This is a genomic window from Hymenobacter canadensis, assembly GCF_027359925.1.
Taxonomy (GTDB): domain Bacteria; phylum Bacteroidota; class Bacteroidia; order Cytophagales; family Hymenobacteraceae; genus Hymenobacter; species Hymenobacter canadensis.
In genome coordinates this window covers 3,020,622-3,033,477 of record NZ_CP114767.1, presented here as the reverse complement: position 1 = coordinate 3,033,477, position 12,856 = coordinate 3,020,622, and the positions used below count along the sequence as shown (strand labels likewise).

The 12,856-nt window shown below is 64.1% G+C and carries 10 protein-coding genes; 3 read left to right on the top strand and 7 right to left on the bottom strand.

The features are described from left to right. Positions 1–87: 87 nt before the first annotated feature. From O3303_RS13055 to O3303_RS13045, 3 genes are all read right to left on the bottom strand, one after another. Positions 88–1,350, bottom strand: a complete 1,263-nt coding sequence (locus O3303_RS13055) for a M43 family zinc metalloprotease (protein WP_269558833.1) — start codon at positions 1,348–1,350, stop codon at positions 88–90. A 235-nt stretch (positions 1,351–1,585) separates the two neighbouring features. Then, positions 1,586–2,926 carry a GTPase HflX gene (gene hflX, locus O3303_RS13050; protein ID WP_269558832.1) on the bottom strand — a complete coding sequence of 447 codons (1,341 nt, stop codon included), beginning with the start codon at positions 2,924–2,926 and terminating at the stop codon, positions 1,586–1,588. Between the two features lie 57 nt (positions 2,927–2,983). Next, a complete protein-coding gene (locus O3303_RS13045; RefSeq protein ID WP_269558831.1) occupies positions 2,984–3,796 on the bottom strand; it encodes a c-type cytochrome in 813 nt (270 codons plus the stop codon). 182 nt (positions 3,797–3,978) lie between these two features. Between O3303_RS13045 and O3303_RS13040 the strand changes: the two genes are divergently transcribed. Together O3303_RS13040 and rfbC are read left to right on the top strand one after the other, a co-directional pair. Next, positions 3,979–5,094: a glycosyltransferase family 4 protein gene (locus tag O3303_RS13040; protein ID WP_269558830.1), complete on the top strand. Its 1,116-nt coding sequence runs from the start codon at positions 3,979–3,981 to the stop codon at positions 5,092–5,094. An 81-nt stretch (positions 5,095–5,175) separates the two neighbouring features. Then, positions 5,176–5,718, top strand: a complete 543-nt coding sequence (gene rfbC / locus O3303_RS13035) for a dTDP-4-dehydrorhamnose 3,5-epimerase (RefSeq protein WP_269558829.1) — start codon at positions 5,176–5,178, stop codon at positions 5,716–5,718. A gap of 167 nt (positions 5,719–5,885) precedes the next feature. Here the strand turns inward: rfbC and O3303_RS13030 are convergent, their stop codons facing one another. Continuing rightward, entirely contained in the window at positions 5,886–7,190 is a 1,305-nt protein-coding gene (locus tag O3303_RS13030; RefSeq protein ID WP_269558828.1) for a UDP-N-acetylmuramoyl-tripeptide--D-alanyl-D-alanine ligase, read from the bottom strand. A gap of 57 nt (positions 7,191–7,247) precedes the next feature. On the opposite strand from O3303_RS13030, the gene O3303_RS13025 reads away from it, so the two are divergent. Then, on the top strand, positions 7,248–9,545 hold the full coding sequence (locus tag O3303_RS13025; protein WP_269558827.1) for a T9SS type A sorting domain-containing protein: 2,298 nt from the start codon (positions 7,248–7,250) through the stop codon (positions 9,543–9,545). Between the two features lie 135 nt (positions 9,546–9,680). Here the strand turns inward: O3303_RS13025 and O3303_RS13020 are convergent, their stop codons facing one another. The 3 genes from O3303_RS13020 to O3303_RS13010 form a co-directional block, all read right to left on the bottom strand. After that, positions 9,681–10,490: an amidohydrolase gene (locus O3303_RS13020; RefSeq protein ID WP_269558826.1), complete on the bottom strand. Its 810-nt coding sequence runs from the start codon at positions 10,488–10,490 to the stop codon at positions 9,681–9,683. 229 nt (positions 10,491–10,719) lie between these two features. Then, entirely contained in the window at positions 10,720–11,880 is a 1,161-nt protein-coding gene (locus O3303_RS13015; protein WP_269558825.1) for a methionine aminotransferase, read from the bottom strand. 78 nt (positions 11,881–11,958) lie between these two features. After that, the gene (locus O3303_RS13010) at positions 11,959–12,765 is read right to left on the bottom strand and encodes a PAS domain-containing protein (protein WP_269558824.1); all 807 of its coding nucleotides are present in this window, start codon (positions 12,763–12,765) and stop codon (positions 11,959–11,961) included. Between the last annotated feature and the right edge of the window lie 91 nt (positions 12,766–12,856).

The following is a 12,856-nucleotide window of genomic DNA, read 5'->3' as shown; positions in this document are numbered from 1 at the left end:
GCTTTTCGAGCTGGTGAGCAAATGGAAAATCAGAAGGGCTGTACTGCCGGGGCGCTGCAACACCTGTCGGAAGCAGCGCTAATTACGCTATTCTTTCTCAAAACGCTGGCGAATCGTTTGGCTGCCGTCGGTCAGTACCGCCTGGTATAGGCCCTGCGGCAGACCGGCTACACCGATATGGCCCTGGTTGTCGTAGCTCACCTGCTTCATTTCGTAGCCGCGCAGGTCGTACACCTTCACGCTCCAGCTACCGAACTGCTCGGCTGGTACCGACACGTTCAGCGTCTGGGTGGCGGGGTTTGGGAACAGGCGCACCTTGCTCTGGGCCTCCACCACGCTGGCCGACTGGCGCAGGGCCGTGCCGCCCAACGACGTGGCGAGCGAAGCGCGGGCTCCACCAGCGGCGAACAGCGCGTTCATGCGGGTGCTCTGGCCGGTGGAAAACATGTACATGCAGGCGTCGTCGGTGTAATCCATGTAGTTCATGCTCATGTCGCCCTGGTTGGAGCACGACACCTTAGGGTAGCTGGGGCAGCCGTAGTTGGCCGCCTGCTGGGTGGGCGTGTCGCTCACCAGGTCGTTGCCGCAGCTGGCATCACCCCAGATGTGGCGCAGGTTCAGCCAGTGGCCCACTTCGTGCGTGGCCGTGCGGCCTTTGTCGTAGGGGCGCGAGGTGCCGCCGGGCAGCGACGAGTACAATACCACCACGCCATCGGTGCTGGCGGTACCACCCGGGAACTGAGCGTAGCCGAGCAGGCCCTGACCCAGGTTGCATACCCACAGGTTGAGGTAAGCGCTGGTAGGCCAGGCATTCGAGCCGCCGCGCTTGGCGTTCTTCACGGCGTCGTTGCTGCTCCAGGAAGTGGTTTTGGTGAGCGTCCGCACAATGCCGGTGGTGGCGTTGCCGTTCGGGTCGCGCTTGGCCAGCACAAACTGGATGTTGGTGTTAGCCGCTAGGCCAGAGAAAGCCGCCGGCACGAGGCTGGCATCGGCGTTCATCTTTGCGAAGTCCTTATTCAGCACGTCAATCTGGGCCTGCACCTGGGCTGTCGATACATTCTCGGCGGCCGTCTTGTATACCACGTGCACCACTACTGGAATCGTAACTATGCCGGCCGTGGCGCGGCTGAACACCGGCGACTTCTCGAAGGCGCGGGTCTGAGCTTCCACGTTGGCCATGCGCTGGGCCAGGCTGGGGTCGGCCTGCATCTGAGCGGCCAACACTTCCATAGCGGCGCATGAGCGGCCGGCTGGGGCTAAATCCAGATTGCCTTGACGGAAATCCTGCGCGAAGGCAGCGGAAGTCAGGCCAAGAAAGGCAAGGGCGAGCGAGTAAACGTTTTTCTTCATGTTCCAGGATTTTGCTGATGAGGAATGGGGTATGACGCTCAGTTTATTGATAAAATTTCAATAAAATAACGTGTAGCATCGCAATGTTATAATAATATATGTTGGGCCCGACATGTGAGCATAAGCCGTTATTGCTTGAAAGCAGCGGATGGTGAATAGGCGCTACCGGATATCCGCGAGCAAAAAAAAGCCCTGGCAACTATGCCAGGGCTGGAAATGGACTGTCGCGAAATGGCTATTCCTCTACGCTGAAGCCGGGCACGAAATTGGGGTAGCGCTCCATATGAATCTTGCCCACGTGGCGCGTGATGAGGGCGCGCAGCTCATCGATATTTTCACGCTCCTGCGCCGAGATGAAAATCACCGGGTCGTGGAGCTTGGCCATGTACGTATCCTGCAGCTGGGCTAGCGAAGGGCGCACGGGCAGGTCTTCGTCGAGGTTCATGCCCTCGAAATCGGGCACGGCGTCGGCGGGGGCATCGGCGCGGTACTGGTCAATCTTGTTGAAGACGAGCAGCATGGGCTTGTCGGCGGCCTCGATGTCCTTGAGCGTGGCATTCACCACCTCCATCTGCTCCTCGAAGGTGGGGTGCGAGATGTCCACAACGTGAATCAGCAGGTCGGCTTCCCGGATTTCGTCGAGGGTGCTCTTGAAGCTCTCAATCAGGCGGGTGGGCAGCTTGCGGATAAACCCCACGGTGTCGGAGAGAAGAAACGGCACGTTGTCGAACACGATTTTGCGCACCGTGGAATCGACGGTGGCAAACAGCTTGTTTTCGGCAAACACGTCGGAGCGGCTCAGCAGGTTCATAATGGTGCTTTTGCCCACGTTGGTGTAGCCCACCAGCGCCACCCGCACCACGCCACCGCGGCTTTTGCGCTGGGTGTGGCTTTGCTTGTCGAGGTCCTTGAGCTTTTCCTTCAGGAAGTCGATCCGCTCGCGCACCACGCGGCGGTCAGTTTCAATCTCGGTTTCGCCCGGGCCCCGCTGGCTGACGCCACCGCCGCGCTGCTTGTCCAGGTGAGTCCAGAGGCCGGTGAGGCGGGGCAGCAGGTACTGGTACTGCGCCAGCTCCACCTGCGTGCGCGCCGTGGCCGACTTGGCCCGGCGGGCGAAGATGTCGATGATGAGCAGGGAGCGGTCCACGATTTTCACCTTCAGCTCGGCCTCCAGGTTGCGCAATTGCGAAGGCGAGAGGTCGTCGTCGAAGATGACGACGTTGGTGCCGGAGTGCTGCACGTAGGCCTTGATTTCCTCAAGCTTGCCTTCGCCCACAAACGTGCGGATGTCGGGCTTGTCGAGGCGCTGCACGAAGCGCTTGGTGACCGTAACGCCGGCCGTTTCGGCCAGGAAGGCCAGCTCGTCGAGGTATTCCTGGGTGCGGGCGTCGGCCTGGCGCTTGTCGGGCACGGCCACCAGCACGGCGGTTTCTTCCTCCACGGCGGTTTCGTAGGTGGCGTCTTTGTTGCCTTTGGCCAGGATGCGGCCAGCGCGGCCCTTGGCGCTGTCGACGGCGCCGGGGTGGCGGGTGCTGTTGGTTTGCTGGCGGCCGCCGGAGTTGGATTTCTTGGCCATATCAGAAGGAGTAGGGGAGAGCAGGTAAATGAAAAAGCGGGTAGCGGAGCGGAAACTCTACCGCAGCGTGAGCGAATAGGCCACTACCTGCTGGATTTGCGCGTCGGTGAGCTTGCCCTGGAAGGCCGGCATTTTGCCGAGCCCATTGGTGACGAGGTACACGCGGCCGGCGGTGTTGAGGTTGCTTTTGGTGAGGTCGTGGGCGCCGTTGAGGCCGCGCTGGCCGTCGGGCCCGTGGCATACTACGCAGTTCTTTGTAAACAGGGCCTGCCCGGCTGCCAGTTCCGGATTAGCACTGGTAGCGGAAGCTTCGTCAGAGGCGCTGGCAATGGTAGCTGCGTCGGCATCGGACAGGCCGGCTGAGGCAGCTTCGATGGGCACGTCGGCGTCGGGCGTGGCGGTGGTTTCCGGCAGGCCGGCGGCGGTGGGTATAGTGCCCGACAAAGCCGCCGCATTAGGAGCTTCTCCCAGCAGCGCCTGCCGCAGCACGTTGGGCTGCTGCTGCCCCTGAATGACGAGCGCGCTGTACGTATGAAGGCCGTAGCTGACTACCAAGCCCAGCAGGAAGAGGCGGGCTGCCCCCCGGCGCTCTTGCCGTAGTGCCCGGACAAAGCCCAGGGCAACAATCATTAAAAACACCGCCCTGACCCAGGCCCACGGTATTTTGGGACCCGTGTAGGTGACGTAGGCGGCTGCAAACGTGAGCAGGCCGGCACCCAGCAGCAGGCTGTCGGCCCAGCGGGTGCGGGCGCGCAGGCGGCGCAGCTGTTCCTGGCGGTCCGTGAGCAGCAGCAGCAGCTTGTAGAGGAAAAACAACAGCGTCAGCACCACCACAACGGCGTGCAGCCGCCACAAAACGATATTCAGCATCAGGAGGAACGGTCAGGAGGAGCGGCAAAGATACGGGTGCCGGCAACTGGTAGTGGCCGGCGGGGCAGGGCGAAGCAAGTGTCGGCAGCCGAAAAAAGTTTGGGGCCGTATAGGCCGGCCGGGCGTTTGGTACCTTTGCCGGCCCGCCCAGTCTGTTTGCTTTTCACCTGTTACCCTGAAGAATGCGCGTTGCCCTGGTCATCAATACAAGCTGGAACATCTGGAACTTCCGCCGCAGCCTGGTAAAAGCGCTGCAGGACGCCGGGCACGAGGTGCTGGCCATTGCCCCGCCGGATGCCTACTCCGAGCGCCTCGAAACCGAGCTGGGCTGCCGCTACGTGCCCATCCTGATGGAAAACAAGGGCACCAACCCTGTAAAAGATGCCTTGCTTACGCGCCGCTTCTACACTATCTATAAGCGCGAAAAACCCGATGTAGTGCTGCACTACACCATCAAGCCCAACATCTACGGCACGCTGGCCGCTAAGCTGGCCGGCATCCCGAGCGTGAACAACGTGAGCGGGCTGGGCACGGTGTTTATTGTGAAAAACCTGGTGAGCCAGGTGGCGCTGGGCCTCTACCGCTTCGCGTTCCGGTTTCCACGCAAGGTGTTTTTCCAGAACGACGACGACCGGCAGCTGTTTCTGCAGCATCAGTTGGTGCAGCCCGCCATTACGGATCTGCTGCCCGGCTCCGGCGTGGCTACCGACAAGTTCCGGCCCGCCGCCACGTTCCGGCGCAACACGCCTTTCGTGTTCCTGATGATTGCGCGCGTGCTCTACGAAAAGGGCGTGGAAGAGTATTTCGAGGCCGCCCGCCTGGTGCGCGAAGCCGTGCCCGGCACGCGGGTGCAGCTGCTGGGCGGCGTGGATGAAAGCGGCGGCGTGGGCGTGAAGCGCGCCGTGTTTGAGCAGTGGCTGCAGGCCGGCCACGTCGAGTACCTGGGCACCTCCGACAACGTGGCCGCCCAGATCCGGGAGGCCGATTGCGTGGTGCTGCCCAGCTACCGCGAAGGCACGCCCAAAACCCTGCTCGAAGCCGCCGCCATGGCCAAGCCCATCGTCACGACGGACGTGCCCGGCTGCCGCGAAACCGTGGTGGACGGCCAGAACGGCCTGCTCTGCGAAGTGCGCAACGCCGCCGACCTGGCCGCCAAGATGCTGCAGATCCTGCGCCTGCCTGCCGCCGAGCTGGAGCAGATGGGCCGCGCCGGCCGCCACCTCGCCGAAACCAAGTTCGACGAGCGGATTGTGCTGGACAAGTATCTGCGTGAAGTAGCCGCCGTAGGAAAACGGTAACGGCCGGGCCGTTTGGCCCCCGCAAAATCTGCCTAACTTGCGTCCCAAAACCCGGCGGAACCGGCCACTAGAAGCTGTTATATGGAGTTTAAGTATTTTGATATTGCCGGGACGGTGGAAATCCTGCCGCGCGTATTCGGGGATATTCGGGGCGCCTTTTTCGAGTCGTTCAGCGAGCGGCGGCTGGCCGAAGCCGGCATCAGCGGCGAGTGGGTGCAGGACAACCAGTCGCGCTCCGACCGGGGCGTGGTGCGGGGCCTGCACTTCCAGAAGCCGCCCTTCGCCCAGGCCAAGCTGGTGCGCGTGGCCGCCGGCCGGGCCCTCGACGTAATCGTGGATATCCGCCGAGACTCGCCCACTTACGGCCAGCATTTGTCGGTGGAGCTGGACTCAGAGCGCTTCAATATGCTGTATGTGCCCGTAGGCTTCGCGCACGGCTTCACGGCCCTCGAAGACAACACGCTATTCCTGTACAAGTGCACGAACTACTACGCCCCGGAGTCGGAAGGCGGCCTGCTCTGGAACGACCCCGCGCTGGGCATCGACTGGGGCGTGCAAAACCCCACCATCTCCGCCAAAGACCAGGTGCTGCCCACCCTGGCCGGGTTTAACTCTCCGTTTTAACTGTCATTGCGAGCGAAGCGAAGCAATCCTTCCTCTCAGCAAGCAAAGCAACCCTGAATGCAAAGCCCTCCGGCGTTAGTGTACTACACTAGAGCCGGAGGGCTTTTTTATTAAGGAAAGTGTCTGCCACGAGAGGAAGGATTGCTTCGCTTTGCTCGCAATGACAGCTACACCATTTTCAGCAGGCTTTCCAGGCCCATGCCGCGGGAGCCTTTGATGAGAATCTGGCGGCCCTGCAGGGGCTGCTGCTGCAGCCAGCTGGCCGCCTCGGGCTTGGAAGCGAAATATCGGAACGATGGATCGACGGCGGCGGCGCGGGCCATGTCGGGGCCGATGAGCACGACGGTGCCCAGGGGCAGCTCGGCCAGCAGGTGGCCCAGCGCCTGGTGTTCGGCCAGGCTCTCGTCGCCCAGCTCAAACATATCCCCCAGAATCACCACCTTGGCCGCATTCGACACGCCGGGGCGGGTGGCAAAGCTGCGCAGGGCGGCGGCCATGCTGCTGGGGTTGGCGTTGTAAGCGTCCAGCACTACTTCGTTACGGCCGGTCTGCACCAGCTGCGAGCGGTTGTTGGTGGGCGCGTAGGCGGCCAGCGCGGCGGCCACCTCCTGGGTCGGCACCTCAAAATAAGCCCCCACGGCGGCGGCGGCGGCCAGGTTCGGGAAGTTGTAGTCGCCGGTGATGTGAGCCTCGGCTACGGTGCCGTCGGCGAGGCGCAACACTACCTGCGGGGCGGCGCTGAGCAGGGTGGCCGGGTAGGTGTCGGTGGGGCTGGGGTACGTGACGTGGCCGGGCACGAGGTCGGCGAGGCCAGCCAGGCGGTGGTCGAGGGTGTTGAGGAAGGCCGTGCCGCCCACCGTGGCCAGAAACCGGAACAGCTCCGACTTGCCCTTCAGGATGCCCTCCTGCCCGCCAAAGCCCTCCAGGTGGGCCTTGCCGATGTTGGTGATGAGGCCGTGCGTAGGCTCGGCCAGCTCGCAGAGCAGCGCAATTTCGCCCTGGTGGTTAGCCCCCATTTCCACGATGGCCAACTCATGCTCGCCGCTGCGGATGCTGAGCAGCGTGAGCGGCACGCCGATGTGGTTGTTGAGGTTGCCGCGGGTGTACTGCACGTTGTAGCGGCAACTTAGTACGGCATGCACCAGCTCCTTAGTAGTGGTTTTGCCATTCGAGCCCGTGATGGCCAGCACCGGAATGATGAGCTGGCGGCGGTGGTGCCGCGCCAGCGCCTGCAGCGCTAGCAATGGGTCGGGCGCGTAGGTGTAGTGCTCGGGGTCGTGCGTGGCCTGGGCGGCATCGTCCGTGACAGCGTGGTGGGCACCCTGCGCCAGGGCCCCGGGGGCAAAGTCGGCCCCGCGGAAACTGGGGCCATTCAGGGCGAAAAACAGGGTTCCGTCCTGCGGCTGCCGCGAGTCGGTGCTAACGGCCGTGCAGGCGCGAAACCGGTCGTAGAGCGCCTCAATATCTTCCATGGGCTTTGTGGTAACTTGGAGCTTACTTTTCGTGTCTTACAAGAAAAAGGTATTTCTATGTTTCGACGGTTTATTCTCGCTGCTGCGGTGCTGACGAGCTTTGGCTGGGCCGGTTCGGCTACCCGGGCAACTGCGCAAAATACGGCTTTTGGCTTTGAGTTTCGGGAGGTGGCAAAAGTAGTGCAGGGCTCCGATACGCTCCGCAACGCCTGGGCCGGCGGCCTCGACTCACCCCAGTTTTCGGGCATCGACCTCGACGCCGACGGCCGGCAGGACCTGTTCATCTTCGACCGCCGTACGCGCCGGGTGCTTACCTACCGCAACGCCGCCGCGCCGGGCGGCGCGCGGCGCTGGCAGTATGCGCCCGAGCTGGCCACGCTGTTTCCGGCCGGTTTGCGCAACTGGGCCCTGCTGCGCGACTACGACTGCGACGGCCGCCCCGACCTGTTCACCTCCGCCGAGAACGGGGCCGATATCCGGGTGTTTCGCAACGTGGCCGGTGCCGGCGGGCTGCCGTCGTTTCAGCTGGTGACGCCCCAGATTCGGGCCACGCTGCCCGGCAGCACCATCACGGTTAACATCAACGTCGGTACCAACATGCCCGCCATTACGGACCTGGACGGCGACGGTCGACTCGATATTTTAGTGGCTAGCTGGGAGAATTTTCGCACCATCTATCACTACCAGAATACGGCCACTGACGCCTGCGGGGGACTGGCGTTCCGGGAAGTCAACGATGCCTGGGGCAACATTCGCAACTGCTTGGGCGAGTGCGGCTCCTATGTATTCAGTGCCACGCCGGTGCTATGCCGCGAGGCCCGGCCCCAGCATTCGTCTAGCAGCAGCCTCACAGTAATGGACCTCGACGGCGACGGCGACCAGGATGCGCTGATGGGCCGCGACTACTGCCCCGAGCTGGTATCGACCCTGAACGAGGGCACACCCCAGCTGGCCCGCATGACTACGGCCAATGTCAGCTTCCCCACGGCCGCGGCCGCCATCCGGATTCCGTTTTTTCCGGCCGGCTACGTGGTGGATGTCACCTTCGACGGCCGCCCCGACCTGCTGGCCGCCCCCAACCTGTTCGATAACCTCGACAGCGTGGATACGCGCCGCACGGTGCTGCTCTACGAGAATACCGGCATCGGCCCGGCCTACAATCTGCAGCCGCGGCAGACGGGTTTTCTGCAGCAGGATATGCTGGAAGTCAGCTCGCAGGCCGCGCCGGCTTTCCTGGACGTGGACGCCGACGGCCGGCTGGATCTGCTGGTGGCCGGGGTGAAGCGCCTGACGCCGGCCAGCCCGCTGGTGGCCTCGGTGGCGCACTACCGCAATACCGGCACTGCCGCCCGCCCCGTTTATCAGCTGGTTACGGAAGACTACCTGGGCTTATCGGCCCGTAAATTCGGGGCGCTGCGGCCTACGGTGGCTGACCTCAACCGTGACGGGGCGCCGGACCTGGTGTGTGCGGGCTACCTAGCCGTAGGGCGCCAGGCGTTTGTGGGCTACTACCCCAACCGCGCCCTCGCCGGGCAGCCCGCCAGCTTCGACCGTAACGACCTGCGCCTGATCAGCAACCTGCCCAACGCCCCCGACGACAACGCCACCTTCTTCGACGTGGATAACGACGGCTTCCTGGATCTGCTTTACGCCACCAACTCCACCCGTACGGATCTGCCCGGCCAGGCCCTGCGCTATTACCGCCACAGCGGCAGTGCTACGCCCGAAACGGCCTTTGTGCTGGCCAATGCCGACTTCGGCCAGCTGCGCACGGCGGCCGGCACGCGCCCCGCTAACCTCTCATTGGTAGTGTCCGACTTCGACGGCGACGGCACGCCCGATCTGCTGACGGCCGACGCCAGCGGCCAGGTGCGGCTGTTTGCCAACCTGCGCGCCCAGTCCGGTATTTTTATTGACCGGTCGAGCTTGTTCTACAACGCTGCCCAGGCCCGCTACGACGATGGCTACCTCGGCACGCACTCGCCCAACCACTTCGCCCTGGCCGCCGCCGACGTGAATGCCGACGGTAGCCCCGAGCTGTTTATCGGGATGGAAGCCGGAGGCGTGCTGGCGGCGGCCACCCGCAACCGGGTGCTGAGCACCCGGGCAGCAGCGGCGCAGGCCCTGCCGCTGAGCGTGTATCCTAACCCGGCCGCGGCGGCTGCCGCCGTCGAAACCACTCAGCCCTCCCGCCTGACGCTGCTCGATCTCACCGGCCGCACCGTGCGCACCGGGGCCACGTTCAGCCGCCGCCACCAGCTGGATTTGCGCGGGCTGGCTGCCGGCGTGTACGTAGTGCGCTGCGAAACCCCCGCTGGCCAGCTGGGCATGCAGCGGCTGGTCGTGAGTGAATAGTTGCCTGCTCTCGTCGCCCATGTCCGGTGCGGCTAGGCCCTTTTAAGAAACCCAATGCCCCCCGGCTGCAGCATCTGCTACGGCCGGGGGGCATTGGGTTTCTTACAAGGATCTTCCGATGAATAGTCCTGTCGGCTAGTGCCGAATCATTTCGGCTGACGGATGCAGCAGCTCGAAGGGGTCGGCGTCCTTCAGGGCCGGAAAACGCTCCCGGAAAGCCTCCAGATCGGTGCGGCGCAGGGTGCGCGTGATGCCGGTTTCCTGGTTGCCGACTTCCACCAGATACTCGCCGCGCATGTCCAGCAGGGCCGAGTCGCCGGCGTAGGCCAGGCTGTTGCCGTCGATGCCCACGCAGTTCACGCCCATGGTGTAGGCCAGATTTTCCATGGCCCGGGCCCGGAGTAGCGTCATCCAAGCGGTGCGGCGGGCGGCCGGCCAATTGGCCACGTACAGCAGCAGGTCGTAGGGCTCGTGCATGGGGTTGCGGCTCCAGACCGGAAAGCGCAGATCGTAGCACACAAGCGGGCAGATGCGCCAGCCGCGCCATTCTTCTATCAGGCGCTCATGGCCGGCCGTGTACACGGTATGCTCGCCGGCCATCGAGAACAGGTGACGCTTGTTGTAGTAGCTCAGGCTGCCGTCGGGGCGCACCCACAGCAGGCGATTGTAATGCTGGCCGGCCTCGTCGCGGATAATGATGCTGCCCGTGATGACGGCGTTGCGGGCGGCGGCCAGCTGGCGCATCCAGGCTACGGTAGGGCCCTCCATGGTTTCGGCCAGGTGCGCGGCGTCCATGCTGAAGCCGGTTGTGAACATCTCCGGCAGCACAATCAGGTCGGTGGCTACCGATATTTCGTCGATGTGCCGCTGCAATTCTTTCCAGTTGGCGGCCGGATCATGCCACTGCAGTGAGGTCTGAATAAAAGAAACGGTTAAATCAGGCATAAGACCAGGAGCAATTTAGGTGTAGTAGAAAGTGGCGGCGGCAGACCAGGCAGCGGGTGCAGAAGTGAGCATGCATACCAAAATGTAGATAATATGAAATATGCAATAAACTTTTTGCTTTACCCAATGCCAGGGCCGCGCCAAGCACGGTGGTATCGGGGGCACATACGAAAAACGCGCCCCGGCAGATTGCCGGGGCGCATTACGTAGGGCTGAACAATTCATGGATTTACAGCACCCGCAGCCGCTCGGCTGCCGCCTGCAGGGTGGCATCCTGTTTGGCAAAGCAAAAGCGGATCAGGCCCGCGTCGTGGCCGTTGTGGTAGAAGGCCGACACAGGCACCACGGCCACGCCGGCTTCCCGGGTGAGGTGCCGGGCAAACTCCACATCGGGCAGGGTGGAAATGCGGTGGTAGCGGGCCAGCTGGAAGTAGCCGCCGGGCACGGGCAGCAGTTCGAAGCGCGAGCCGGCCAGCAGCTCCCGGAACAGGTCGCGCTTGTGCTGGTAGAAGGCTGGCAGGTGCTGGTCGTGGGCGGCGTCGGTTTCCAGCACGTCGGCTAGGGCGTGCTGGGTGGGCGTGCTCACGGCAAACGTGAGAAACTGGTGCACCCGGCGCACTTCGGCCGTAAGGGCCGGCGGCGCGATGCAGTAGCCCAGCTTCCAGCCTGTGGCGTGGTACGTTTTGCCGAACGACGACAGCACAAACGCCCGCTCGCGCAGCTCGGGGTGCTGCAAAACGCTGCGGTGCGGCTCCCCATCAAACACCATGTGCTCATACACTTCGTCGCTGAGCAGCATCGTGGCGGTATCGCGCAGCAGGGCGGCCAGCGTATCGAGGTCGGCGGCAGTCAGGACTGCGCCGCTGGGGTTGTGGGGCGAGTTGAGCATGACCAGCCGGGTCCGCGGCGACAGCGCGGCCCGCACTAGGTCCCAGTCGGGGCGGAAGTGCGGGGCGGGCAGCGGCACGTACACCGGCACGCCGCCCTGCAGCCGGATGGCCGGGCCGTAGAGGTCGTAGGCCGGCTCCAGCACCAGCACCTCGTCGCCGGGATGCACCACGGCGGCCAGTACCGCATACAGCGCCTCCGTGGCACCACAGGTCACGGTGATTTCCGTGGCCGGGTCGGGCTCCGGAATGCCATAGACGCGGGCCGTTTTGCGGGCAATGGCTTCGCGCAGGCGCGGCAGACCCGGCATGGGCGCATACTGGTGGTGGCCGGCGGTGGTGGCGTGGCGGGCCAGCGCCTGCTGCAGGGCCAGCGGCGGGTCGTAGTCGGGGAAGCCCTGCGCCAGATTGATGGCCCCGCATTCCTGGGCCAGCTGCGTCATCACGGAGAAAATACTGGTCCCGATGTCGGGCAGCTTGGAAACAGGAACGGGAAACGGCATGCGCGTAAGGAACCTTCAGGATGAGCCCGAAAGTACATAGCGGCGGCCATTTTGCGCCAGGTGGCCGGGCGCCTGCTGCTACTGCCCGCGCAGGGCCGCTTCTTCCGTCGCGTCGCGCATGGCGCCCACCATGCGCACCGGCAGGCCGGCTGCGTCGTGAATCACGCAGGCGCGGTCCTGGATGGTGAGGTAGTGGCCGTCGGAGCGGCGCAGGCGAAACTCCGATTCCAGCAGCTTGGCGCTGGTGGTCAGGTCGTCCTGCACGCCGTTCTGCACCCGCTCCAAGTCGTCGGGATGGATCAGGCTCAGCCAGAAGGCCACCGTTTCGGTGTCGGGGCGGGGCGGATAGCCCACCAGCTGCCAGAAAGCCTCGCTGTACCACATCCGGCCCGAGGTCATGTCCCAGTCCCACATCAGGTCGTTGGTGGCGCGGGCCATCAGCTCGAACAGCTCCCGGCCGCGGCGCTCCTGGATTTCGGCCCGCTTCTGCTCGTCGATGTCGGTGGAAGTACCCAGCCAGCCCAGCAGCTTGGTGTCGGGCCCATACAGCGGCACCACCCGGTCGAGGTACCAGCGGTAGCGGCCGTCTTGGCCGCGCCAGCGCAGGTGCAGCTCCATGGTTTTGCCGTTGGGCAGGTGGCGTAGCTGGGCATCGGCGGCTTCGGCGCGGTCGTCGGGGTGCAGATACTCCACAAAGCCGCCATCGGCCAGGGCATCGGGGGGGGCGCCGGTGTAGCTGTGCCAGCGCCGGTTGCAATGGATAACGGTGCCATCGGGGGTGGAGAGCCAGGCCAGATGCGGCAGCGCATCCAGCATGGGCACTGGCTGCAGATCCCGCATCAGGGTGCGGGCGGCGGCAGTTTCGGTGGTGTCAGACCAGAGCATAGGTGCGGGAAGAAGAGCAGGCGGAGCGAGGGTGCAAGATACAGGGACTGGCATAATATAGCCATTCAGCTATGACTGGGCCTTGCCTGAG

Coding starts and splice junctions, on each gene's coding strand:
- O3303_RS13055 (WP_269558833.1), bottom strand. CDS start 1,350: ATGAAGAAAAACGTTTACTCGCTCGCCCTTGCCTTTCTTGGCCTGACT.
- O3303_RS13010 (WP_269558824.1), bottom strand. CDS start 12,765: ATGCTCTGGTCTGACACCACCGAAACTGCCGCCGCCCGCACCCTGATG.
- rfbC (WP_269558829.1), top strand. CDS start 5,176: ATGGAGTTTAAGTATTTTGATATTGCCGGGACGGTGGAAATCCTGCCG.
- O3303_RS13015 (WP_269558825.1), bottom strand. CDS start 11,880: ATGCCGTTTCCCGTTCCTGTTTCCAAGCTGCCCGACATCGGGACCAGT.
- O3303_RS13025 (WP_269558827.1), top strand. CDS start 7,248: ATGTTTCGACGGTTTATTCTCGCTGCTGCGGTGCTGACGAGCTTTGGC.
- hflX (WP_269558832.1), bottom strand. CDS start 2,926: ATGGCCAAGAAATCCAACTCCGGCGGCCGCCAGCAAACCAACAGCACC.
- O3303_RS13040 (WP_269558830.1), top strand. CDS start 3,979: ATGCGCGTTGCCCTGGTCATCAATACAAGCTGGAACATCTGGAACTTC.
- O3303_RS13030 (WP_269558828.1), bottom strand. CDS start 7,190: ATGGAAGATATTGAGGCGCTCTACGACCGGTTTCGCGCCTGCACGGCC.
- O3303_RS13045 (WP_269558831.1), bottom strand. CDS start 3,796: ATGCTGAATATCGTTTTGTGGCGGCTGCACGCCGTTGTGGTGGTGCTG.
- O3303_RS13020 (WP_269558826.1), bottom strand. CDS start 10,490: ATGCCTGATTTAACCGTTTCTTTTATTCAGACCTCACTGCAGTGGCAT.